We start from the raw sequence: 23,658 nt of genomic DNA on the forward strand, positions 1-23,658 counted from the left end.
CTGCTGGCCCGTCAGGTCGGCGTGCCGGCCCTGGTCGTGTTCATGAACAAGGTCGACATGGTCGACGACGAAGAGCTGCTGGAGCTCGTCGAAATGGAAGTGCGCGAGCTGCTCAGCAGCTACCAGTTCCCGGGCGACGACATCCCGATCGTCAAGGGTTCGGCCCTGGCCGCCGTCGAAGGCCGTGATCCGGCCATCGGCGAAGACCGCATCAACGAACTGATGACCCAGGTCGACGCCTACATCCCGCAACCGGAACGTCCGGTTGACCTGCCGTTCCTGATGCCGGTCGAAGACGTGTTCTCGATCTCGGGCCGCGGCACCGTGGTCACGGGCCGTATCGAAAAGGGCGTCGTGAAGGTCGGCGAGGAAGTCGAGATCGTCGGCATCCGTCCGGTCCAGAAGACGACCTGCACGGGCGTCGAAATGTTCCGCAAGCTGCTGGACCAAGGTCAAGCCGGCGACAACGTGGGCGTGCTGCTGCGCGGCACCAAGCGTGAAGACGTCGAGCGCGGCCAAGTGCTCTGCAAGCCGGGCTCGATCACCCCGCACACCAAGTTCGTGGCCGAGGCCTACATCCTGAACAAGGAAGAAGGCGGCCGTCACACCCCGTTCTTCACCAACTACCGTCCGCAATTCTACTTCCGCACGACCGATGTCACCGGCATCATCAAGCTGAAGGAAGGCGTGGAAATGATCATGCCGGGCGACAACGCCGAGCTGGACGTCGAGCTGATCACCCCGATCGCCATGGACCAAGGCCTGCGCTTCGCCATCCGCGAAGGCGGCCGCACGGTCGGCGCCGGCGTCGTCGCCAAGATCATCGAGTAGTCGATCGATCTCAGCGTCAGCTGAACTGATCTAAGCGAAGGCCCCGGAGAGCGATCTCCGGGGCCTTTTGCTGTGCGCCAGGGCGATGCGCCCCTATGTCGGGTCGTCGCTTGACGCGCCGCGAGCTTTGCCGCATCCGGGTTCATCAGCAGAGGGGGCCTGGCGATGGGAGCGTTCATTCGCGGCAAGCTCGCCGGCTATGGGTTCGCGGTCCTCGCGACCCTGGCGGCCTGGGCGCTGCGCCTGATGCTGAACGACTGGTTCCCGCCCGGCTTTCCCTATCTGACCTTCTTCCCGGCCGTGGTCATCACCGCCTATTTCGCGGGCCTGCGGCCGGCGATCCTGTGCGCGGTCCTGTCGGGCGCGGCGGCCTGGTACTATTTCATCCCGCCCTACCGCACGTTCGACGTCACCTTTCCGACCAGCGTGGCCCTGGCGTTCTACGCCTTCGTGGTGGTGATCGACATCTTCTTCATCGACGGCATGCGTCGGGCGTTGCGTCAGCTGGAGGAGGAGCGGGCGCGCTACGCCGCCTTGGCCGACAGCCGGGATCTGCTGTATCGCGAGCTGCACCACCGGGTCAGCAACAACATCCAGGTCGTGGGCTCGCTGCTGCGGCTGCAGTCCGCCGGCGTCGCCGACGAGGACGCTCGCCACGCCCTCAACGAGGCTGGCGGCCGGATCGCCCTGATCGCCAGCATCCAGCGGGAGCTGCACAACGCCGTGGGCGACCCCGCGCCCTTCCGGACCTTCGCCGAGGCTGTCCTGAACGACGCCTCGCAGGCGGCCGGCGCGAAGGTCGTCCTGACCATCGAGGGCGGCGACCAGCCCCTGCACCCCGACCAGGCCACGCCCGTCACCCTGGTCATGCTGGAGAGCTTCAACAACGCGCTGGAGCACGGCTTCGGCGAAGCCCGCGCGGGCCAGGTGCGCGTCGATCTCGACCAGTCCGGCGAGACCCATGTTCTGACGGTCCGCGACGACGGCGCCGGCCTGCCCGACGGCTTCGATCCGGCCAACTCCAGGAGCCTCGGCCTGCGCATCGTCCGCGCCATGGCCCAGCAACTGAACGGCAAGTTCGAGATGGCGCGCGAGGGGGCGTGGACCGTGTGCCGGCTGAGTTACGCGCCCAAGAGGGACTAGTCTTGGCGTAGCTCGCGTCGCGAGGCGACCTCTACAGGGCCAGTCGATAGAACCGCGTATCCACCGCCATGCGCGGGAAGGCCGTCGGCAGAGTCGCCGCGCCGATCACCTCGAACCCGTTTTTCTCGTAGAACCGATGCGCGGCCTTGAAGGCGTCCGTCGTGCCCAGCCAGAGCGCGCGGACGCCTTGATCTCGGGCGTGGCTCAGGGCGGTGTCCAGCAGGGCCTGGGCCGCGCCGACGGAACCTCTGGCGGCCGGCTTGACGAACATCTTGCGCAGGGCGAGCGCGCCCTCGCCAATATCCTTCAGCGCGATGGTGCCGACCGTCTGGCCGTCCAGTTCAGCGAGCCAGAACTGGCCCGCACCCGTCTGGTACCAGGTCTCGATGTCGGCCAGGTCCGGCTGATCGGCGGCCGTTATGGCGACGCCGAACTCCTCGCGCTGGATCGGCAGGATCACCCCGATGACGGCGTCCTCGTCGCCGGGGCGGAAGGGGCGGATCACCAGCATTCCAGAGCGCCCGACCTACGGGTGATCCGTCCTGGCCGCCCGGCCGCCGCCTTGCGCCTCGCGCGGCGTGACTACGCGGGCCAGCTTCGGCCTCAGCCACATCTCGATGTCGTCGACGATCTCGTAGACCACCGGCACCAGCACCAGCGACAGCACGGTCGAGGTGATCAGGCCGCCGATCACGGCCACGGCCATGGGCTGGCGGAACTCCGAGCCGGTGCCGATGCCCAGCGCGGTCGGCAGCATGCCGGCCATCATGGCCAGGGTGGTCATGACGATCGGGCGAGCCCGCTCGTGGCAGGCGTCGAGAATGGCCTCGCGCTGGGTCATGCCATCGCGCTCTTGTTCGATGGCGTACTCGACCAGCAGGATCGAGTTCTTGGCCGCCAGGCCCATCAGCATCAGAAAGCCGATCAGCGACGGCATCGACAGAGACTGGCCGGTGATCAGCAGGGCGAAGAACGCGCCGCCGATCGCCAGGGGCAGGGCCGACAGGATGGTGATCGGCTTGAAGAAGCTGCGGAACAGCAGCACCAGCACGCCGAACACCAGGCCGACGGCCGACAGTAGCGCCACCGCGAAGCCGGTGAACAGCTCGACGAAGGCCTCCTGGTCGCCGGCCGAGGCCGGGCCGACGCCGGCGGGCAGGCTCTTCATGGTCGGCAGCTTGGCGACGTCGGTCATCGCCTGGCCTAGCTGAGCGCCGTTGTTGAGGTCGGCCTCGATGGTCACCTGTCGCTTGCGGGCGAAGCGGTCGATCTTGGCCGGACCGGCCTGGAACGACAGGTCGGCCACGGTGTCGAGCCGGGTGGTGCCGCCGCTGGCGGTCGGGACGCGCAGCGCGCCCAGGGCGTCCAGGTCGCGGCGGCTGTCGGCCGGCAGGCGCACGCGGATCGGGATCCGCCGCTCGCCCTGGGTCATCTTGGCGACGTTGGCGTCGATGTCGCCGACCGTGGCCACGCGGGCGATGGCGGCGATGTCGGCCGAGCTGACGCCGAGGCGCGCGGCTTCGTCGGCCTTGGGCCGGATCAGGATTTCCGGACCGCTCGGCGGCGACGACGGACGCGGATCGGCGACGGTCGAGAGCTTCTGCATCTCGCGTTCGATCTGGGCGGCCGTGCGTTCCAGCAGCGGGCCGTCCTCGGAGATCAGGATGGTCTGGACCTCCGACGTCCCCCAGTCGCCCAGCAGGTTCACCCGGGCGTCGGGAATGTCGTGCAGGCTCCTGCGGACCTCCTGCTTGATCTCGGTGACGGTCTGTTTGCGATCGCCGTTCAACACGATGGTGATGGTGGCGTCGCGGATGTCGGCGCCGCTCTGGCCGCCCCAGCCGCTGCCGATATTCGAGCCGACCTGGGCGAAGACGTGGGCCACTTCCGGGCGCTTGCGGAAAAGGGTCGTCACCGACTGCACCGTGCGCTCCATGTCGGCCACGGTCGCGCCGGGTGGCCCCTGGACCTTCAGGTAATAGTAGTTGTTGTTGGCCGCCGGCTGGAACGCCGTGGGCAGCAGGCCCGCCAGCATGATCGAGCCGATGAAGATCACCCCGCCGATGGCGCAGGCCAGGATCCGGTGGTCCAGCGACCAGTCCAGCACGCCGCGATAGAAGCCCTTGAACTCTTTGCGCGGGTGCGGGTGCTTGGCGGGCTTCAGGAAATAGGCGGCCAGCAGTGGGGTCAGCAGACGCGCCACGACCAGCGAGAACAGCACGGCCACGGCGACCGTCAGGCCGAATTCCTTGAAGAACTGGCCGGGCGTGCCCGGCATGTAGGACACCGGCACGAACACCGCCACGATGGTGAAGGTGGTGGCCACGACCGCCAGGCCGATGGCGTCGGCCCCCTCGATGGCGGCCTGGTAGGGCCTCTGCCCCCGGGCGACGCGCTTTTCGATGTTCTCGATCTCGACCACGGCGTCGTCGACCAGGATGCCGATGACCAGGGTCAGGGCCAGCAGGGTCACGACGTTCAGCGAGAAGCCCATGATCGCCATGAAGGCGAAGGTGGGCACCAGCGACACCGGCATGGCGATGGCGGTGATCAGGGTGGCCCGCCACTCGCGCAGGAACAGGAACACCACCAGCGAGGCCAGCAGCATGCCTTCCAGCAGGGTGTGTTCGGTGGCCGCGAAGCTGGCCCGGGTCTCGTCGACCGTCGAGAAGATCTTCACGAACGACACGCCGGCCTGCTTGGCTTGAAGGCCGTCGATGGCCTTCTTGACGTTGTCTTCGACGGCGACATCGCTGGAATCGCGGGTCTTCATCACCTGGAAGGCGACGACGGGGCGGCCGTCCAGGCGGGCGAAGCCGCGCTGCTCTTCCGCGCCCTGGCCCACCTGGGCCACGTCGGTGAGCTTGACGTAGCGACCGCCGCCGATCGGGATGGTGATCTGGCGCAGTTGCTCGACCGTGGTGGCCGCGCCCAGCACGCGCAGGGTCTGCTCGCGACCGCCGACGGTGGCGCGACCGCCGGGGGCGTCGACGCTGAAGCTGGCCAGGGCCTGGTTCAGCTGCGGCGCCGTCACGCCGAAGCTGGCCATGCGGTCCGGGTCGAGGATGACGTTGATCTCGCGATCGACGCCGCCGACGCGGGCCACCTGGGCCACGCCCTTCTCGCCCTGCAGGGCGCGGGTGACGGTGTCGTCGATGAACCACGACAGCTCGGTCGCGCTCATGTTCGGCGCGGAGACGGCGTAGGTGATGATCGGGGCGCTGGTGATCTCGAGCCGCTGGACGATCGGCTCGTCGACCTCCCTGGGCAGGACGGCGCGGGTCTGGTCGACCTTGGAGCGGACCTCGTCGGTGACCTTCTGCAGGTCCTCGCCGAGATTGAACTCGATCGTCGTGGTCGAGGCGCCCTGGACCACCGACGAGCGGATGGTCTTGACGTTGGAGATGCTGGCCACCGCGTCCTCGATCGGGCGGGTGACCTGGGTCTCCATCTCGCCGGGCGCGGCCCCGCTCTGGGTGACCGTCACGGTCACGGCGGGAAACTCGACGTTCGGGAACTGCTTGATGGGCAGGCCCAGATAGCAGCCGATGCCGGCGATCATCAGGGCGATGAAAACCACCGCCACAGGGATCGGGTTCTTGATCGCCCAGGCGGAGACCCGAAGTTCGCCGGTCTTGTGTTCGGGAGGCTTCTGTTCGCTAGCCATCAGCGGGCCGCCTGCGGGTTCGGGCGCACCACGTCGCCGTCGCTGACGAAGGACGCGCCGCCCAGGACGATGCGCGTCCCGGCGGACGGCCCCTGGACCAGCTGAGCCCAGCCGCCGCCCTTCCGACCGATCTTCACGGCGGTCTGGTGGGCGCGGTTGTCGCTGTCGACGGTCATCACGAACAGGCCGTCGGCCTCATAGCGGATGGCCGATTCCGGAATGGCGGTCACCACCGCGCCCGAGGCGCCGAACGTGGCGCGGCCGAAGCCGCCGGGGCGCAGGTCGGGGCGCACGGGCAGGCGCACGCGCACCTTGCCCAAGCGGCTCCCGCTATCGACGCGCGGGCTGATCAGGCGCACGACGCCCGGGATCGACTGGCCGCCGGGCAGGGACACCTGGGCGGCCAGGCCTTCGCGGATGCCGGCCAGGTCGGCCTCGTTGACCTCGGCGTCCAGCTCGACCAGGCCGTCGCGGGCGATGGTGAACCAGGGCGTCGTACCGCCACCGGCGATCTGGCCGGGCTGCACGCCGCGCGACAGCACCCGGCCGCTGACCGGCGAGGTGATGGTCATGCGCGCGGCGCGGGTGCGCAGCTCCTTCAGCGCCGCTTCCTGGGCCTTGGCCTGGTAGCGGCGGGTCTCGATCTGCTCCTGGGACAGGACCCCCTGGCCGTCTAGGCCGGACACCCGAGCCGCTTCGGCCTGGGCCTGGGCGGTGACGGCGGCCTGCTGCTCGACCTGGGCCCGCAAGAGGGTGTCGTCCAGCTGGACCAGAGGCTGGGCGGCGCGGACCCAGTCGCCCTCGTCGGCATAGAGGCGCGCGACGCGGTAGCCGGTCAATTCCGAGCCGACGGCGGCCTCCTCGCGCGAGACCAGCAGGCCCGAGGCCTCGACCCCGCCGCCCAGCGGCCGGGTCTCGACGCTGCCGATGCTGACCGTGCGCGCCTGGGCGGCGGCGGTCTTGGCGGGGGCTTCCTTGTCCTTCTTCCCGCCACAGGCGGTGAGGGCCACGGCGCTGCAGACCAGGGCGGTGGCGATCAGGTAACGGGTCGTCATCGGGGCGGGTCTCATTGCGCGGAAGGCTTGCTGGGGACGTTCGAGGGCGACCAACCGCCGCCGAGCGCCTTGTAGGTCTGGACGGCGCGTTGCAGCGCCTGGGTCTGGGCCCCGGTCAGGGCCGTGCGGGCGCCGCGCCAGGACTGCTCGGCCTGCAGCGCCGTGGTCAGGTCGATCAGGCCCATGGCGTAGCCCTTGCGGCTGGCCTCGTAGGCCACGGCGGCGCGGCGTTCGCCGGCGGCCAGCAGAGTGACGCGACGCTCGTCGGCGTCCTGTTGCACCAGGGCGCTCTCGGTCTCGCCGAAGGCCTTCTGGACGGTCTGTTCGTAGGTCACGGCGGCCTGCTCCACCTGGGCGCCGCTGACCTTGATGTCGGACATCAGCTTGGGGATGTTCAGCACCGGGATCGAGAGGTTGGCGCCCAGGGTCCAGGCCGAGCTGGTGGTCGAGACCGACGAGCCGGCCTGCAGGAAGCTGGGGTTGATCGCCTTGGAGATCCCGACGCCCGGCGTCAGGGTCAGGGTCGGGAACAGGGCCAGCTCGCTGATGTTCAGATTGCCCGAGGCCGAGGCCAGGCGAGCGGCGGCCTCGCGGATGTCGGGGCGGCGGGCCAGCAGCTCGGCCGGCGCGGCGGCGGGGACCGGCGGCGCCTTGGCCAGGATCGGCTCTACCGGCAGGCTGGCCAGCGGGTCGACGCCCTTGCCGACCAGGATCAGCAGGCTGCGGCGCGAGGCCTGCAGCTGGGCTTCCAGTTGGGCGACCTGGGCCTGGGCCTGGGCGAGGTCGGCGGCCGTGCGGTCGCCTTCGGAGGTGGCTGAAAGGCCCCGGCGGCCCTTCTCGTCGGCGACCTTGAATAGGTTCTCGGCGATGGCGGCGTTGGCGCGGGCGTCCTCCAGTTGCACGGCGTAGCCGCGCGCCTCGAAATAGGATTGGGCGACATTGGCCGCCAAGGCGGCGCGGGCGCCTTCGTAGGCGAAGCGGGCGGCGGCCAGATCGTTGTCGACCACGCGGCGCGCGGCGCTGCGACGGCCGATCAGGTCCAGCTCCCAGGAGACGTCGAAATTGGCCGAATAGGTCTTGCTGACCCCGCCCTGGGTGAAGCCGCCGGCGCCGCTCTGGTCGATGATGTGGGTGTCGGTGCGCTTGGCCGAGCCGGTCAGCGGCGTCTGCGGGATGTAGATCTGGCGGATCTGGCCTTCGCGCACGGCGCGAGCCTCTTCCAGCCGGGCGGCGGCCAGACGCGCGTCGGGGGCCTGAGCCAGGGCCGTCGTGATCAGATCGTTCAAGACCGGATCGTTGAAGGCGGTCCACCATTGATCCAGCGTTTGAGACGCCAGCGGCGAGCCCGCAGGCGCTTCGAAGACGGTCGGCAGTTTCACGTCGACTTGGCGCGCGGGCGTGGTGCAGGCCGACAGACCCGCGCCGACGAGCACGGCTGTCGAGACGAACAGGATGAAAGGCCGGCCTGGACGCCTGGAAGCGCCGGTCTTGGCGAAACGCATAGAGTTCGAATCCGGTTGTTCTCGCCTGGCGGGCGGGACTTGGCGACCAATGGTTTTCCACTTAGGCGCCCCAACGCCAATGGGAAAGCCCCAGCCCAACGCTTTAGCGAAGCTTATGTTGCGGCGCACGCATCCCTCGCCCCTCACGCGCCCATACCCAGGGCTGGTGCGGCGTGTCGACGCGCCGGGGCGGTCCCGTGTCGCGGGCGGTTGACGCGGGGAGAAAACATACCGCATCATCGAAACAGATGTTCGATCTCATTTTCGGCATCCGCGACGGTTACTGAATCGTCGCAGTACGCGTGGCTTTTCAAGCGTCCGGCCCCGGGGGAACCAAGGCTTGTCGACTCCAGAAGGCGCATCGCCAAGTTTCGAAAAGGAACGCTCTTCACGGTGCGCCGGTTTCGGCGCGCGTGTGGGCGCCTACGCCGAATGCGGGAGGCCGCCGCCAAGCTGAACGACCCCCAACTACCCCAATAGGGCCTCGCGCAGACGATCGGCCCGTCAAAGAACAATCGAGGGAGGGAAACCATGAGACGAACCAGCTTCCTGCGCGGAGGTTCCTGCCTCGCCCTGGCCATCGCCGTATCCGGCGGCATGGCGGGCGCGGCGGCGGCCCAGCAGAAACCCAACGACGCGCCTACCGAGGTCGAGGAGGTCGTCGTCACCGGCTCGTTCATCCGCGGGACGCCCGAGGACGCCGCCCTGCCGGTCGACGTGGTTAGCGCCGAAGAACTTCAGAAGCGCGGCTCGCCCTCGACGGTCGAGCTGCTGAAGGCCCTGTCGATCTCCAACGGGGTGCTGGGCGACACCAACCAGTTCGATAGCCGAGCCCAGGGCTCGGAGGGCTCGGGCTCGGTCAACCTGCGCGGCCTGGGCTCGCAGCGCACCCTGGTGCTGCTGAACGGCCGCCGCCTGGCGATCAACCCGTTCGGCCAGGCCGGGGCGGGTATCGTCGACACCAACATCATTCCCGCCGCCGCGATCGGCCGCCTGGAAGTGCTGAAGGACGGCGCGGCTGCGACCTACGGTTCCGACGCCATCGCCGGCGTGGTCAACTTCATCACCAAGAAGAACTTCAACGGCCTGGAAGCGGCCGCCGACTACCGCCACATCAGCGGCTCGAAGGGCGACTACGGCGGCAGCCTGACCTGGGGCAAGACCTGGGACAATGGCAACGTCCTGGCCAGCGTGGGCTGGCAGCACCGCTCGAAGCTGTCGGTCGCCGACCGCGACTGGGCCAACAGGTCCTACCTCAGCAATCCCGAGGCGGGCTGGTCGGCGGCGGGCAATCCCTCGACCTTCATTCCCCTGGCCAGCACCTCCAGCGGCATGCGCGATCCGGGCTGCTCGAGCCTGGGCGGCTTCGCCGGCTTCAGCGGCCTGACGCCGGTCTGCTACTGGCACTACACGCCGTTCGACAACGTCGTGGAAAAGTCCAACGCGGTTCAGGCCTATGCCGAGGTCAATACCGACCTGTCGGCCAAGACCAAGTTCCACGCCGAGGTGCTGTACGCCCACACCGACGTGCCCGAATGGAACACCTCGCCGTCCTATGCGGCGCTCGCCGTGCCGACGGCGGAAGTGGCGCCGATCGCGGCCCTGACCGGCCGCTACTTCGTGCCGGCGAGCAATCCGGGGCTCGCGGCCTTCATCGCCGCCAATCCGACGGTGCAACTGACCAGCCTGGCGACGGGCGCGGTCACCACAGCGCCGGGGGCGATCTTCGCCGGCGGAGCGTTGAACGTGGCCAACCGGCCGTTCGGCATCGGCGGCAATCCGAAGTTCGGCTACGGCCCCTCGATCGGCTCGCGCTCCTTCGACGCCTTCCGAGTCTCGGGCGATCTGTCGGGCGAGTTCGAGAACGGCATCGGCTGGGACATCGCCCTGACCTACTCGCAGGAAGTCGGCATCCGCACCGGCTATGACACCCTGGTCAACCGCTTCGCGCTGGCCTTGCAGGGGCTGGGCGGCCCGCTCTGCGACAGCAACCCCACCACCCCGGGCATCCAGGGCACGCCGGGCGTCGGCGGCTGCATGTATTACAACCCCTTCGCCAGCGCGATCCCGTCCAACGTGATCACCGGCGCAGCCAATCCCGGCTACAATGCGACGCTTCAGAACAACAAGGATCTGGTCGACTGGTTCTTCAAGAAGCTGTCGACCAAGCAGTCCTCGCGCCTGTTCGTCGGCGAGGCGGTGCTGAACGGAAAGACCAGCATCACCCTGGCGGGCGGCGACGTCGCCTGGGCCGCCGGCGTCCAGTACCGCCGCAGCTACTTCAAGGCCGACTACAACGACATCAGCAACGCCGCGATCAATCCGTGCGTGAACACCCCCGATTTCGGGGTGACCACCTGCACCGGCTCGGCCCGCAACGGCCCCTTCATGTTCCTGGGCGTTGGCAACGAGGCCGATAACCAGAGCGACGTGATGGCCGGGTTCGGCGAGCTTTCCGTGCCGATCACCGACGACTTCCAGGCCCAGTTCGCGGCCCGCTACGAGAAGTACGGCAACGGCATCGGCTCGACCTTCAACCCCAAGGCCTCGCTGCGCTGGCAGGCCATGTCTTGGCTGGCGTTCCGCGCCTCGGCCGGCTCGACTTTCCGCGGTCCGCCGGATCCCCTGACCACCACCACCTCGGTGACCTCGCTGCAGGGCATCCTGGGCGTGTTCCGCGCCGTCGACATCTTCGGCAACCCGAACCTGAAGCCGGAGAAGGCCAAGACCTACAACTTCGGCACGCTGTTCAACGCCGGCGATTTCAAGGCCAGCATCGACTACTTCTACTTCGACTTCAAAAACCCGATCGTCGCCGAGCCGGTGGCGGGCATGGTCGCCTCGCTCTATCCGAACGGCGCGGCCGGCGCGAACAACTGCGCCAACCCGGCCTATGCGGGCCTGGTCTCGCGCTTCACCTTCAACGGCGCCTGCGGGACCCCGACCACCAGCATCGCCCGTCTGCGCACCGCTTATATCAACGGCGCGCCGGTGAAGAACGCCGGCTTCGACTTCTCGGCCGAGTACCGGTTCAGGGAAGTCGTCGGCGGTGACGTCACCCTCGGCGGCAACGCCACCTACATCCAGAAGTACAAGGTCGGCGCGACGGTGGTGGAGGGCATCACGGTCGAAAAGGCCTTCGACGCGGTGGGCCTGCTGAACTACCAGACCACGGTCGTGCCCATCCCGAAGTGGAAGGGCGATGTGTTCGCCGAATGGAACCGGGGCCCGCATAACCTGCGCCTGTCGGTGCACTACATCGGTTCCTACACCGACCAGCGCACCGCGCCGTTCGCGACCAACGCCTACAAGGACACCACGGGCGCGGGCGTCACGGTCAGCGCCGGCAAGACGATCAAGAAGCAGGTCCTGACGGATCTGGCCTACCGAGTCTTCCTGCCCTGGGACACGACGGCGACCCTGGCGATCACCAACCTGTTCGACAAGGACCCGTCCTACGCCCGTCTCGACCTGGGCTACGACCCGTTCACCGGCGACCCGCTGGGCCGCACCTACAAGGTGGGCGTCCGCAAGAAGTTCTAGGTCCCGAACGCCCTCGAGCATGTGGGTGACTGCGGCGCGCTTCCGGAGGAGGAGGCGCGCCGATTTCTTGTGGGAGGGGCCGCGATCGGGCTACCAATCGTCTCCCGTCGATCGAAGGTCCGTCCATGTCCAAAGCCGCTCTCCTCGCCCTGGCCTCGGGCCTGATCCTCGCGTCCGCCAGCGCGGCGGCCGCCCAGGATAGTGGGCCGATCGATCCGGCGCGGCTGTCGGACATCACGCGGGAGCTGGCCTCCGACCGCTTCGCGGGCCGCGCGCCCGGCGGTGAGGGCGAGACGCCGACGATCGAGTACATCTCCCGCCAGTTCAAGGCGCTGGGGCTGGAGCCCGCCGGCGACAATGGCGGCTGGACGCAGAAGGTGGCGCTGGTCCGTACGCGGATCGATGGTCCGGCGACCCTGACGGTGGCGACCAAGGCCGGACCCCTGACCCTGAACCAGGGCGAGCAGTCGCAGGTCATGACCCTGCGCCCGGTCGACAAGGTCAAGATCGACAAGGCCCCGCTGGTCTTCGTCGGCTATGGCGTCGCCGCGCCCGAGCGGGCGTGGGACGACTTCAAGGGTGTCGACCTGAAGGGCAAGATCGCCGTCTTCCTGATCGGCGATCCGGACCTGGAGGCCGCGCCGGGCGAACCCGTCGCGGGGAAGTTCGGCGGCTCGGCGGCCACCTACTACGCCCGCTGGACCTACAAGTACGAGGAGGCCGTGCGGCGCGGGGCGATCGGCGCGCTGATCGTCCACGAGAGCCTCGGGGCCGGCTATGGCTGGACGACCGTCAAGGCCTCGAACGGCGAAGGCTACGACATCGTCCGCCCCGATCCCGCCAAGGATAAGCTGCTGATGCAGGGCTGGATCCAGCGCGACGTGGCGGTCGATCTGTTCAGGCGCTCGGGCCTGGATTTCGAAACCCTGAAACGTTCGGCCCGCACCGCCGCCTTCAAGCCGGTGGCCCTGACCGGCGCCAGCCTCTCGGCCGACTACGCCGTCAGCCACCAGGCGATGGACAGCGCCAACGTCCTGGCCCGTCTGCCGGGCGCCAGGCATCCGGACGAGACCGTGGTCTACGCCGCCCACTGGGACGCCTATGGCGTCGGTGCGCCGGATGCGCAGGGAAATACGATCCGCCGAGGCGCGGCCGACGACGCCATCGGCGTGGCCGCGGTGATCGAGGCGGCCCGCGCCTTCACCCAGGGCCCGCGCCCTGAGCGCTCGATCCTGTTCGCTGCCTGGACCGCCGAGGAGCGCGGCCTGCTGGGCTCGGAATACTACGCCAACCACCCGACCGCGCCGCTGGGCAAGACGGTGGCCAACTACACCTTCGACGTGCTGCAGACCGTGGGGCCGGCGCGCGACGTGGTGCTGGTCGGGGCCGGCCAGAACGCGCTGGAGGACGGCCTCGCCGCCCAGGCCGCCCGGCAGGGTCGGACCATCACCCCGGACGCCAAGCCCGAGCGGGCGCTGTTCTATCGCGCCGATCACTTCTCTCTGGCCCGCCGGGGCGTGCCGGTGCTGCTGCTGATGGGGCTGGGCGGCGGGGCGGACCTGATCAAGGGCGGCCGCGCCGCCGGCGACGCCTGGGTCGCCGACTACACCAGCCGCTGCTACCACCAGCCCTGCGACGCCTGGAGCCCCGACTGGGACCTGCGCGGCGCGGCCCAGGACGTCGCCCTGACCTATGAAGCCGGCAAGGCCCTGGCCAATTCCCGCGACTGGCCGGACTGGAAGGCGGGCTCGGAGTTCAAGGCCATCCGCGCCGAGACGGCGGCGGAGCGGAGATAGGGGGCGGCCTTCTTGCGGCAACCCGACTTTTCGTCATTCCCGCCCTGACCTTGGGGAATAAACCGATGCAGGCAAACCCGGTCGCGGGTGCCCTAAAGCGGACCCTCCCATCGTCTATACGGGGTCGGACACCGCCCTTTAAGAGGGCTCGCAGCTCGTCAACTCGGCGATCAGTTCGATGATCTGGGCGCGTCGGGCGATCGCCGTCTCGATGTGGCTCTCAAGTTCGGCTTGTTTTCGTCTTAGGCCGTCGATCATGTCGGCGCGCGCGGGCATCTGCTCGTCGCCCGTCGAGAGGGCGGCCCGGAGTTCGGCCAGGGTGAAGCCCAGCGCCTGCCCTTGGTCGATGAACTGCAGGATCGCGATCGCCGAGGCCGGATAGTCCCGGTAGCCGTTAGCGCGACGCTCCGGCGGCGGCAGGATGCCGTGCTTCTCGTAGAAGCGGACTCTCGAGGCAGAAAGGCCCGTCGCCTTCGCCAGTTCACCGATGCGCATTCGCGGCCTTGACCTTAAACCTAGGTCGAAGGTTTATCACTGTGTTCCGGCAGCGCCAACGCAGGAACAAAGCCCATGAACAGGACCACGGCCGAGCCCACGCGACTGAGGTCGTCTCGCACTTCCCCCTGGGCGTGGCTCCTGGCGGGATGCGCCGCCGCGGTTTTCGCCGCGGGCAGCCGCTGGGACATTCCGTTAGCGGCCTGGCTCCTGCCGATCTGCTTGCTGCGTTTCAGCCGCGCCAGTTCGCCGGCTCTAGCGTTGCTGGGTGTTCTCGCGGTCTGTCTTGTGCAGATCGGCATCTATTTGGTCGCCAGCGCAGTGCCCTTCAACGCCATGACGATCGCCCTGGGCCTGACGGTGGGAACCGTCTATGCGGCGCCTTTCGCGCTCGACCGCACGCTTGGGGTGCGACTGTCGGGAGCCGCCCGCATCCTTCTTTTCCCGGTCGCCGCCGTCGCCGGAGAGTTCGCGATTGGCGCCGTCCTCCCGCTGGGTACAGCGGTCGGCATGCGCGCGATCACCCAGGGCGAAGAGCTGGCGCTTTTGCAAGTCATCTCGGTCGCCGGTCCCTATGCCGTGGCGTTCCTGATCGGCTGCGCGGCGACCATCGCCAACCGCTTGCTCGAGGAGCCGGACTCGAGGTCGGCGCGACGTTGGGGCGTGGCGTTCCTGACGACGCTGGCCGTCATCGTGGCCGCCGGCCAAGCCCGTCTGGCCTTCAACCCTCCCTCGACAAATACATCGACCGTGAAGATCGCGGCCATCACCCCGGACCGGGACCTGCGCATCGCGGCCAGCGACCTGCTCTCGGGCGAGAGCCTGCCTGCGTCAGCTGAGGCCGTCGCACGCGTGAGCACGCCGGAGATGCGCGCCCGTTACGTTCTGATCGCTGACCAACTGCTCGACGATACGCGCCGCGCGGCGCGGGCGGGCGCCAAGATTGTCGCGTGGTCCGAAACCGCCGCGCCCAGCACCCAGGCCGACAAGGGGGCGCTGCTGGCGCGCGTCGCTCAGGTCGCCCGATCAGAGGGCGTGTACGTCAATGCCGCCATCGGCGTGCCCTTCGAGCGCAACGAGGTTTTCCTGTTCGGCCCCGACGGGCGCCAGCTCTGGCGCTATCGCAAGAACCATCCCGTGCCAGGCATGGAGCCGGTGGCGCCGTTCAACAACCCCGTGCCCGTGGTCTCGACCCCATATGGGCGGCTCGCGAGCCTGATCTGCTTCGATGGCGATTTTCCCGATCTCGCCCGCGTCGAGGCCGACATCCTGCTGACGCCCAGCTGGGACTGGCCCGAGGTGAGTTACGCCCACACCATGCGGATGGTGCGGCTGCGCGGAATCGAGAACGGCTATTCGCTCATTCGCCCCGTGTTCAACGGCACAGCGGCGGCGTTCGACCCGTTCGGCAGGACGCTCGCGATGAAGGAGACCCTGTCCGGTGGTCGGCACGTCATGATCGTCGACCTTCCGGCCCGCAGTGTCCCAACGGTTTACGGTCGAGCTGGCGACCTGTTCGCCTGGATGTGCGTCGCCGGCCTTCTCGCGCTGACCGTCCTGGGGGTTCTACATCGCAGGCGCGCGTAGGTTTGGGAGCACTCTTCTCGACCAATGTGCGTCCCCTAACCGTCCTCTTCAGCAGTCGGCGACGGCGGCTTTCTCGGCGGGGATGGGGCGTGTGCAGCCAGAAGCGCGGTCCCCTCTCGCCGCGCCTACAGATAATCCAGCATGCTCGGCGCCCCAGCTGTCTCGCCGTCGGCGTTGAACATCTCCGCCAGCTTGTCGCTGGCGGCCTGCAACTCAACCATCTTGCTGTAGACCGCCGGGGTCCAGCCGGCGGCGTCGCGTTCCTCGGCGCTCATGCCGGCGTAGCGGGTGATCATCGCCTTGCCGAAGCCGCCGTCCGCGTCCGAGGTCGACTGGTAGCTGGCCTTGATGGCGTCGCTGTCACGCTGGCGGATCTCGGCCTTGGCCTGGGCGACCTCGTGGGTCGAGAACTGGTCGTCCTTGTTCAGGGCCACGGCCGACAGCGAGCGGTCGTCGAAGCGGCGGAAGTCGATCGCGCCGCTGCCGCCGTCCTTGGCGGCGTCAGGAGCGACGGCCAGTTCGTACTGCTTGTCCAGCGCGGTGCGGACATCGCCGGCCACCTTGCCGAAGTCGCGGGTCTTGGCGCCGGCGACGACGCTGCCGGTTTCCTTCATGTAGGCGGCGACGCTGTCGTTCTGGATGCCGGCGGGGGCCAGGCCGGGACGGGCGATGGCCTGCTTGCGGCCTTCGACCAGGGCGGCGCGTTCGGTGGTCCAGGCGGTGGAGGCCTTTTCCTCGGGCCCGGCGGCGTCCATCTGGTCGAGGGCGGCCTGGTAGAGACTGGCATAGTCGCCGGTCAGTCGCGCCTGGGCGGCGGGGCTTGCCAGGGCGATGTCGTGCTGGTCCTTCAGGGCCAGGGCTGCGACCACCTGCTGGTCCATCGGGAACTGGCCGCCCTGGTTGCTGGCCACGGCGTAAAGGCTTCGGCGGTCCATGCCGGAGAGGTCGATGGTCGCGTCGCCGTTGTTCAGGGCGTTCTTGGTTCCGGCCGCCTTCAGCAAGCCCGCGATCTGGCTTCGGGCGTCGGAGACCACCGTCTCGATGGCGCGGGAGTCGGTCTGGGCCTTCAGCGCGGCCTGGGCGGCGGCCGAGAGCGTGACGTTCACCGCCGGCGTGTTGATCGTCGGGCTCTGGTCGCGGGTCGCGCCGTTGGCGGCGGCCTGGCTCGCGCGTTGCGCGGCGGTCTGGCCGGCGGTCAGGCCGGGCGCGTAGGTCGACGAATACGGATTGATCGTCGTCATGGCGGCGGGACTCGAAGCGACTCAGTCGCGTCAGGGTACAGCCGTCAGCGGGGGGAGGCGAGACTATGGTTAATAGGTCGCAACCTTTGGGTGGCGGCTAGTTCAACACCCCGGTCAGCAGCGGTTTGGCGAACAGGTCGGCCGCCTCTTCCTTCTCCAGGCCTGGCGTCCAGGCGCCCAGACTGGCGGCGGCGTTCAGCATCGAGTTGATCATGTGGGCGGCGATGCTGGGGTCGATCGGGCGGATCGAGCCGTCGGCGATGCCGTCGGAGATGATCGAGGCGAAGCGCTGCCAGCCGCGCATATAGCCGTCGGCCATGTCGTGGCGCAGGGTGTCGGGCAGGGCGCCCAGCGACGAGGCGCGCAGCAGCGGCCCGTGCTCCGACAGCTGGTAGCTGGTCAGGCCGGCGGCGGTCGAGACCAGCCGCGTCCAGTTGTCCGTCGGCAGGTCGCGGGCGTCGAGCTGCGAGCGGCGGGTGACAGTGAAGGTGCGCTCGAAGCACTCGGCGACCAGGGCGTCCTTGTCGTCGTGGTGGTGGTAAAACGAGCCCTTGGTCACGTTCAGCGCCGCGGAGATGTCCTCGACCGAGGCGCCGCGATAGCCGCGCTGGTTGATCAGGCGGGTGGCGGCCACCAGGAAGGTCTCGCGCCACTCCAGGCCTTCGGGCGACACCGGCGTGGGGTCGGGCAGGGCGCGCGGGGCCCAGTGGTGGCCGGCGGCGGGCAGGCCGTTCAGCAGGATGTCGCCCATGCGGTCGCGCACGCGGCCATAGTCGTCGACGTCGTAGCGGCGCAGCCAGCGGCCCGACCAGAACACCTGCTCCATCAAGAGGTGCGTGCGGGCCGTGCGCTGGCGCTTGTCCAGATGGGCCAGGGATGGGTCGTCGAAGAAGTTCCGCACCCGGCGGAACAGATCGTTGAACGCGCCGACCACCGAGCCGCGCAGGGGCTCCTTCAGCGCCTTGATCTCGGCGAAGCTGGTCAGGGGCGTGGCCTCGCCCAGGCGAACCCGGCGGTTGAGGTCGAGATAGAGGTCGAGGAACTTCAGGATGCGGGCGGCGGGCGTGGCCTCGGCGGCGGCCTCCTCGACCATGGCCTCGAACCGCTCCAGGCCGCGCATGAAGCAGGCGGCGGCCAGGTCGTCCTTCTTGCGGTAGTAGTAGGTGACGCTGGTGGTGTTGAGGCCGACCTGGTTGGCGACATCGGCCAGGGTCATGCCGCGCACGCCCTGGCGGTTCAGGATCGCCGTGGCCGCCGCCAGGATGGTCTCCTTCTTGCGGGCGTAGCGCGCTGTGGCCGCCCCAGCGACCCGACCGTCGTCCATAACAAAATCCCCAAGTCCGCTACCTTCGGCGGCCGCGCCTGGCGCTGGACTATCCGGTCCAATCTAGGCGTGTGGAGGGCCGGCTTAAAGGGCGCTCCGTCCGTCGAGGGACAATTTGGCGCTCACCTAGCGTCAGGGTTTGTCAGGAATGTTTCAGGACGCCCGCTTTTGACGCGCCTCCGCCGCCATCTGGGTTTCGACCAGGTCGAGGAATTGGCGGCCGACCGCGCCGCCGGTCTGGCTCTCGACCTGCTCCAGCACCACCACGTCGGCGGCCATCAGGTCCTTGAGCGCGCTTTTCGGCGTGGCGGTCAGGGGATAGGCGCCGCCGTCGCGGTACTCGATGGGGGCGAGCGTCAGATAGCCGTAGTTGCGGGCGCGGCCGGCCAGGCGCGCCTGGGTCAGGAACAGGGCCAACGGATCGAAGAAGCTGTCGTTGACGGCGGCGAGGGTGAACACGCCCGAGCCGGGCGGTCCGACGGGGTGGGCGGTGACGGCCGGAGCCTTCCAGCCCGTGGGCGGCTTTCGAAGGTTCAGCAGGCTGGAAAGGTCGCGGTCCAGGCCGGTCTCGTCCGGCGCCTGGGCAAGGTCCCAGTCCAGCGCCGGCGTTTCGAGCCCCTGGCGGTTCAACTCGCTGACGAAGGCGCGGGCGGCCAGGGCGACGCCCAGCTGGTTCCAGTGAATGCCGTTGCGGGGGAACATCTCGTAGCCGAGCTTGCCGCGTTGGGCCTCCAGCGTCGCACGGCCGTCGACCCAGTGGATCCCGGCGGCGGTCAGGGCGCCGCGGGCGGCGGGATAGACGCTGTCGCGCCTGGCCGCGCAGGGGTAGCTGGACGGCACGAGGTCCGGGAACCAGGTCGTCTTGATCGGGGCCAGGACGTAGACGAACTTCTGGCCGCGCGCCTCGAACCAGTCCTGCGCGCGCCGCAGGCGGCGGGCGTAATCGGGCATGGCCGCGATGTCGACCTTCAGCTTGAGGCCGCAATGGGCCTCGATATAGCTCTCCTCGAACAGAGCGCCCTTGCGGCCCCGGATGATCGAGCCCGAGGCCATGGACGAGGTCCCGAAGGCGTCCCATTGCGCCTGGTTGTAGGCGCGAACGATGGCCGGGCGGGCCGGCAGCGCCGCGGCGGCGCGCGCCTCGGCGGCCTTCTGGTACTCGCCACGCCACAGGGCGGCGGGCGACAGGGCGACCTTTTCCGGCGGAATCCGCATACCCAGCAGCGTGGTGTCTGCGGGATGCTCTTTCAGCGCCGAGGCGCCGATCGCGCCCAGGCCCAGCAGCACGGCCAGGGCCAGAATCCGGGGCGTCCAGGTGAGCAGCGCGCGCATGGCCTAGAACCGGAAATAGAGGAACGGGTTGAAGGTCGTCGTCACCGCCTTGGCGATGGCCAGCAGGCCCAGCGCGACGATGGCCAGCGAGGCGGCGGCGCGGGCGGCGGGAAGCGCGGCGGCGCGCTCGGTCAGGATCCGGACTTGGGGCGCCGCGGCGACCAGGGCGCCGAGCAGGCCAATCGCCATGGCCGTCGCCTCGTGGCTGCGCACCGCCAGGAACTGGCCGTCGAGACCCGGCCGGACCATCGCGCCCAGCACTTCCGAGAGCTGGGGAAGGCCGTGGCTGCGGAAGATCGCCCAGCCGATCATGACCAGCACCAGGGCGCCGGCGACGCGCAGCGGCGAGGGCAGGCGCTCGGTCCACTTCCACCAGGTCTGGCGGTCCAGCACCATGAACGCCCCGTGCCAGGCGCCCCACAGCACGAAGGTCCAGGCCGCGCCGTGCCACAGGCCCGACAGCAGGAAGCAGAGCCACAGGTTCAGATAGGTCCGCGCCGGACCCAGCCGGTTGCCGCCCAGCGGGATGTAGAGATAGCTGCGGATCCAGGTGGTCAGCGAGATGTGCCAGCGCTTCCAGAACTCGGTGACGCTGGTCGCGCCATAGGGGTGGGCGAAGTTCTCGCGCAGGCGGAAGCCGAACATCCGCGCCAGGCCCAGCGCCATGTCCGAATAGCCGGCGAAGTCGAAATAGATCTGGACGGTGAAGGCCAGCACGCCGATCCAGGCCCCGGCGAAGCCGATGGGGCCGTTGGCCGGATCGAAGGCGCGGTCGGCGACCTGGCCGCAGACATCGGCGATCAGCACCTTCCGCGCCAGACCCCACAGAAAGCGCAGAAAGCCCCAGATCCGGTCGTCCCAGTCGGCCTTGCGATCGCGTAAGGGGCCGTCGATCTCGTGATACTTGATGATCGGCCCGGCCAGGACCTTGGGGAAGAAGAACACGAACAGCAGGTAGTCGCGCAGGGTCTTCGCCCGCTGGCTCTCGCCCCGGCGCAGGTCCACGAGGTAGGTGATCTTCTCGAAGACGATGAAGGACACGCCCAGCGGCAGGGCCAGGTTCAGATGGGGGAGAGGCGGCGCGCCGAGGGACGAGAGCGGCGGCTGCAGCGTGTCGATCAGGAAGTCGGCGTACTTGTAGACGAACAGCAGCAGGATGTTGGCCGACACGCCCAGCGCCAGCCAGCGGCTCCCTTCCGGCCCGGGCCGGGTGAGGAGGGGGCCGAGGCCATAGTCCAGCAGCGCCGAGGCCAGCACCACGAACACCGCGACCGGCTCGCCCCAGGCGTAGAACAGCAGGCTGGCGATCAGCAGGACGGCGTTCTTCAGGGCCTTGGGCGCGATGAAATACAGCAGCAGCGCCGGTGGCAGGGCGAAGAACAGGAACAGCGGCGACGAAAAGAGCATGGTCCCCCAGGGTGTCGCGCTTGCTCGACCTCCGGCCGAGGGTTAGCGGCGCGGCGGCGCTTTGAACAGAGGCCCGGTAGGGCTGGCCCGTCGGGCGTTCACTCGGCCGGGGTCAGCGAGATGTCGACCATGATCTCGGCCGAGATGTTCTCCAGCGCCGTCTTCACCGCTTCGGCGTTCAGGGCGGGCGGCAGGCGCAGGCGGGCGTCCAGATGGAACAGCGGCGCGCCCGAGTGGGGCTCGACGCTCATATGGGTGTCGAAGGCCTCGATATTGGCGTTGAGGTCAGCGAGCGCGGCCGTCACCTGATGGACGATGCCGGGTTGGTCCTGGCCGACCAGGCTGAAGGCGACGGCCAGGCCTTCCGGACCGGATGTCTCGACCGCCGGCGCGATCCGCACGTCCAGCCCCTGGGCGTCGACCGCGCTGACGGCGGCGCGCAAGGCGTCGGCGTCGTCGGCCTCCACCAGCACGGAGCCGACATAGAGGCCGCCCAACTGGCTGAGGTGGCTTTCCAGCCAGTTGCCGCCGGCCGACAGCACCGCGCTGGCGATGGCTTGCGTCAGGCCGGGCCGGTCGCTGCCGACGACGCTCAGGATCAAAAGGGCCATCGGCGCCTCCGGGAAAGTTGGCCCGCAACCAAGCGCATCGCGCCCGCGACGGCAATCCCGATCAGGAGGCCTTCCGCGCGGTCGACGGCTGGACGGTCAGGGCCTGGACGATGGCCTGGGTCAAGGCGCGCGGCGACAGCGGCTTGGCGATCGCCCCGTCCATGCCAGCCGCCAGATAGCTGGCCTGCTGGTGAGCCAGGGCGTTGGCGGTCATGGCCAGGATCGGCGCGGAGCCCGCGGGAGCGGGCAGCGCGCGGATGCGCTGGGTGGCCTCGATCCCGTCCATGACCGGCATCTGGATGTCCATCAGGATCAGGTCGAAACCCGCGCGGGCCGCGGCGACGCCCTGGACGCCGTCCTCGGCGGAGCTGACCTGGGCGCCCAGCGCCTCCAGCATGCGGCCGGCGATCAGGCGGTTGGTGGCGTTGTCTTCGACCAGCAACACGCGCAGGCCGTCGAACAGCGGCGTGTCGGGTTCGTTGAGGCGGGCCGCCCCATGTCCGAGATGCGGCGCGGCGCAGGCGTCGGCCTCGACCTCCAGCCAGAAGATCGAACCCTTGCCGTGTTCGCTGGTGAACCCGACCTCGCCGCCCATCATCTCGGCCAGGCGCCGACAGATCGACAGGCCCAGGCCCGATCCGCCGAAGCGGCGGGTGGTCGAGCCGTCGCCCTGACGGAAGCGCTCGAACAGGCTTTTGCCGGCCTCCTCGTCGATGCCGACGCCGGTGTCGGCGATCTCGAAGCGCAGGCGGAGCTTTCCATCCGTACGCTTGCCGGAGAGGCGGGCCACGACGCCGCCCTCCAGGGTGAACTTCACGGCGTTGCCCAGCAGGTTGAACAGGGCCTGACGCAGGCGCAGCGGGTCGGTGGCCGCCCAGCCCAGGTCGCTCTCGCCTCCCTTGGCGGGGGCCTCGACACGAAGATAGAGGCCCTTCGCCTCCGCCTGCGGCCGCAGCATGTCGGCGACGCCGGCCAGCAGCTCGGCCGGATCGACCGGCTCGGAACTCAGTTCGAGCTTCCCGGCCTCGATCTTCGAGAAATCGATGATGTCGTTCAGGAGCTCCGACAGCATCTCGCCGCAATCCAGCGCCTCGTTCAGCAGGCGGCGGCCGTCGTCGGTCAGCGCCTCGTTCTTCAGAAGGTGCAGCACGCCCAGCACGCCGTTCATCGGCGTGCGGATCTCGTGGCTCATATTGGCCAGGAACTGGCTCTTGGCCTCGGCCGCGCCCAGGGCCGCGTCGCGGGCCTCGACCAGCTCGGTGACGTTCTGGCTGATGCCGATCACGTCGAACGCGTCGGGGCTGGACCCGCGCACCCCGCGCCAGGCGCAGTGCATGTGCGTCCAGCTGTTGGTCGCAGGATCCAGGTAGCGGTAGTCGATCTCGACATGTTCGCCGCCGCGCAGGGTGCGCGAGAACGCGTCCCAGACCCTCATGCGATCATCGGCGTGGATCGACAGCGTCATCTCGTCCACCGTCATGGTCCGCACCCCGCCCTGCGGCGAGTTGGGCGTGGGGATGTCCTGATCGAAGGCATAGACGCCCTTGCGGGGGTTGAAGCGCCAGACATAGACGCCGGCGGCGGTGCGCAGCAGCTCGTTGGAGCGCTCGGCCTGTTGGCGGGCGATCTCGCGGGCGCGGTCCTCGCTGAAGTCCTGGAAGACGATCATCAGGCCGCCGCCTTCCAGCACCTTGGACTTCGAGCGCACCCAGAGCCAGCCGCCGCCCTTGCGGGCCAGGCGATGCTCGCCCGACGCCTGGCCGCGCGCCTCCAGCGCCCGCCCGATATCCTCTATGACTGGTCTGTCATGCAGGTGGAAGAAGTCGTGCATGTGCCGGCCGACCGATTCGCCGGGCGACCAGCCCGTCAGCTGCACCCAGGCGGGGTTGACGCGCGCGATCGCCCGGTCGTCCAGGACGACGAACATGTCGAGACTGCTCTGGAAGAACCAGTCGGCGGCCGCGGCTTCAATTCTGGAGGCCGCATCGGCGTCCAAGACCTTGCCCATCCCCATTTCCTCGTTTTCAATCGATACTCGCAGGATCGGGTAAAGTTTACGTTGCGGCAAAAAGCCCCGTCTTCGATTTCGATCCAACGGTACGCAAACACGACCAGAGCAGGTCG

General features: G+C 68.9%; 15 protein-coding genes and 1 pseudogene. 5 read left to right on the plus strand and 11 right to left on the minus strand.

Annotation, left to right across the window (positions count from 1 at the left end):
- Together EIK80_RS04805 and EIK80_RS04810 are read left to right on the plus strand one after the other, a co-directional pair.
- The coding region (locus EIK80_RS04805) for an elongation factor Tu (protein WP_125155858.1) at positions 1 to 831 on the plus strand (831 nt) is incomplete at its 5' end.
- Between the two features lie 165 nt (positions 832 to 996).
- A complete protein-coding gene (locus EIK80_RS04810; RefSeq protein WP_370450192.1) occupies positions 997 to 1,974 on the plus strand; it encodes a sensor histidine kinase in 978 nt (325 codons plus the stop codon).
- A gap of 31 nt (positions 1,975 to 2,005) precedes the next feature.
- Here the strand turns inward: EIK80_RS04810 and EIK80_RS04815 are convergent, their stop codons facing one another.
- Genes EIK80_RS04815 through EIK80_RS04830 form a run of 4 tightly spaced genes read right to left on the minus strand, consistent with a single transcriptional unit; the run spans position 2,006 to position 8,198 of the window.
- Complete coding sequence (locus tag EIK80_RS04815; protein ID WP_125155860.1) at positions 2,006 to 2,485, minus strand: GNAT family N-acetyltransferase; 480 nt, start codon at positions 2,483 to 2,485, stop codon at positions 2,006 to 2,008.
- A 15-nt stretch (positions 2,486 to 2,500) separates the two neighbouring features.
- Complete coding sequence (locus tag EIK80_RS04820; RefSeq protein ID WP_125155861.1) at positions 2,501 to 5,641, minus strand: efflux RND transporter permease subunit; 3,141 nt, start codon at positions 5,639 to 5,641, stop codon at positions 2,501 to 2,503.
- Positions 5,641 to 6,750 carry an efflux RND transporter periplasmic adaptor subunit gene (locus tag EIK80_RS04825; RefSeq protein WP_125155862.1) on the minus strand — a complete coding sequence of 370 codons (1,110 nt, stop codon included), beginning with the start codon at positions 6,748 to 6,750 and terminating at the stop codon, positions 5,641 to 5,643. Before EIK80_RS04825 ends, EIK80_RS04820 begins: the two co-directional genes overlap by 1 nt.
- Complete coding sequence (locus EIK80_RS04830; RefSeq protein ID WP_125155863.1) at positions 6,708 to 8,198, minus strand: efflux transporter outer membrane subunit; 1,491 nt, start codon at positions 8,196 to 8,198, stop codon at positions 6,708 to 6,710. Before EIK80_RS04830 ends, EIK80_RS04825 begins: the two co-directional genes overlap by 43 nt.
- 476 nt (positions 8,199 to 8,674) lie before the next feature.
- On the opposite strand from EIK80_RS04830, the pseudogene EIK80_RS04835 reads away from it, so the two are divergent.
- Both EIK80_RS04835 and EIK80_RS04840 read left to right on the plus strand, forming a co-directional pair.
- Positions 8,675 to 11,741 (plus strand): annotated as a pseudogene (locus EIK80_RS04835) (TonB-dependent receptor).
- Between the two features lie 125 nt (positions 11,742 to 11,866).
- Entirely contained in the window at positions 11,867 to 13,537 is a 1,671-nt protein-coding gene (locus EIK80_RS04840) for a M20/M25/M40 family metallo-hydrolase (RefSeq protein WP_125155864.1), read from the plus strand.
- 138 nt (positions 13,538 to 13,675) lie between these two features.
- Here EIK80_RS04840 and EIK80_RS04845 read toward each other — a convergent pair whose 3' ends face one another.
- The gene (locus tag EIK80_RS04845) at positions 13,676 to 14,032 is read right to left on the minus strand and encodes a MerR family transcriptional regulator (RefSeq protein WP_125155865.1); all 357 of its coding nucleotides are present in this window, start codon (positions 14,030 to 14,032) and stop codon (positions 13,676 to 13,678) included.
- 75 nt (positions 14,033 to 14,107) lie between these two features.
- On the opposite strand from EIK80_RS04845, the gene EIK80_RS04850 reads away from it, so the two are divergent.
- Complete coding sequence (locus EIK80_RS04850; RefSeq protein WP_125155866.1) at positions 14,108 to 15,619, plus strand: nitrilase-related carbon-nitrogen hydrolase; 1,512 nt, start codon at positions 14,108 to 14,110, stop codon at positions 15,617 to 15,619.
- A 125-nt stretch (positions 15,620 to 15,744) separates the two neighbouring features.
- Here the strand turns inward: EIK80_RS04850 and EIK80_RS04855 are convergent, their stop codons facing one another.
- The 6 genes from EIK80_RS04855 to EIK80_RS04880 all read right to left on the minus strand — a co-directional run bounded on the left by EIK80_RS04855 (position 15,745) and on the right by EIK80_RS04880 (position 23,542).
- Positions 15,745 to 16,860 carry a hypothetical protein gene (locus EIK80_RS04855; protein ID WP_125155867.1) on the minus strand — a complete coding sequence of 372 codons (1,116 nt, stop codon included), beginning with the start codon at positions 16,858 to 16,860 and terminating at the stop codon, positions 15,745 to 15,747.
- A 97-nt stretch (positions 16,861 to 16,957) separates the two neighbouring features.
- Positions 16,958 to 18,184 (minus strand): TetR/AcrR family transcriptional regulator, encoded by a 1,227-nt coding sequence (locus EIK80_RS04860; RefSeq protein ID WP_125155868.1) that lies wholly within the window; start codon positions 18,182 to 18,184, stop codon positions 16,958 to 16,960.
- Positions 18,185 to 18,337: 153 nt separating this feature from the next.
- Positions 18,338 to 19,516 carry a hypothetical protein gene (locus EIK80_RS04865; protein WP_125155869.1) on the minus strand — a complete coding sequence of 393 codons (1,179 nt, stop codon included), beginning with the start codon at positions 19,514 to 19,516 and terminating at the stop codon, positions 18,338 to 18,340.
- A 3-nt stretch (positions 19,517 to 19,519) separates the two neighbouring features.
- Positions 19,520 to 20,923, minus strand: a complete 1,404-nt coding sequence (locus EIK80_RS04870; RefSeq protein ID WP_125155870.1) for an MBOAT family protein — start codon at positions 20,921 to 20,923, stop codon at positions 19,520 to 19,522.
- Positions 20,924 to 21,021: 98 nt separating this feature from the next.
- On the minus strand, positions 21,022 to 21,534 hold the full coding sequence (locus EIK80_RS04875; protein WP_125155871.1) for a glycine cleavage system protein R: 513 nt from the start codon (positions 21,532 to 21,534) through the stop codon (positions 21,022 to 21,024).
- 61 nt (positions 21,535 to 21,595) lie between these two features.
- Complete coding sequence (locus EIK80_RS04880; RefSeq protein WP_125155872.1) at positions 21,596 to 23,542, minus strand: PAS domain-containing hybrid sensor histidine kinase/response regulator; 1,947 nt, start codon at positions 23,540 to 23,542, stop codon at positions 21,596 to 21,598.
- Positions 23,543 to 23,658 lie beyond the last annotated feature (116 nt).

The organism is Caulobacter sp. 602-1 (genome assembly GCF_003931565.1).
Classification (GTDB): domain Bacteria; phylum Pseudomonadota; class Alphaproteobacteria; order Caulobacterales; family Caulobacteraceae; genus Caulobacter.

Bases quoted from the DNA above. Each gene is read 5' to 3' on its own strand.
- EIK80_RS04815 (WP_125155860.1), bottom strand. From the start codon at position 2,485: ATGCTGGTGATCCGCCCCTTCCGCCCCGGCGACGAGGACGCCGTCATC.
- EIK80_RS04830 (WP_125155863.1), bottom strand. From the start codon at position 8,198: ATGCGTTTCGCCAAGACCGGCGCTTCCAGGCGTCCAGGCCGGCCTTTC.
- EIK80_RS04860 (WP_125155868.1), bottom strand. From the start codon at position 18,184: ATGGACGACGGTCGGGTCGCTGGGGCGGCCACAGCGCGCTACGCCCGC.
- EIK80_RS04875 (WP_125155871.1), bottom strand. From the start codon at position 21,534: ATGGCCCTTTTGATCCTGAGCGTCGTCGGCAGCGACCGGCCCGGCCTG.
- EIK80_RS04850 (WP_125155866.1), top strand. From the start codon at position 14,108: ATGAACAGGACCACGGCCGAGCCCACGCGACTGAGGTCGTCTCGCACT.
- EIK80_RS04880 (WP_125155872.1), bottom strand. From the start codon at position 23,542: ATGGGCAAGGTCTTGGACGCCGATGCGGCCTCCAGAATTGAAGCCGCG.
- EIK80_RS04820 (WP_125155861.1), bottom strand. From the start codon at position 5,641: ATGGCTAGCGAACAGAAGCCTCCCGAACACAAGACCGGCGAACTTCGG.
- EIK80_RS04865 (WP_125155869.1), bottom strand. From the start codon at position 19,516: ATGCGCGCGCTGCTCACCTGGACGCCCCGGATTCTGGCCCTGGCCGTG.
- EIK80_RS04855 (WP_125155867.1), bottom strand. From the start codon at position 16,860: ATGACGACGATCAATCCGTATTCGTCGACCTACGCGCCCGGCCTGACC.
- EIK80_RS04840 (WP_125155864.1), top strand. From the start codon at position 11,867: ATGTCCAAAGCCGCTCTCCTCGCCCTGGCCTCGGGCCTGATCCTCGCG.
- EIK80_RS04845 (WP_125155865.1), bottom strand. From the start codon at position 14,032: ATGCGCATCGGTGAACTGGCGAAGGCGACGGGCCTTTCTGCCTCGAGA.
- EIK80_RS04870 (WP_125155870.1), bottom strand. From the start codon at position 20,923: ATGCTCTTTTCGTCGCCGCTGTTCCTGTTCTTCGCCCTGCCACCGGCG.
- EIK80_RS04810 (WP_370450192.1), top strand. From the start codon at position 997: ATGGGAGCGTTCATTCGCGGCAAGCTCGCCGGCTATGGGTTCGCGGTC.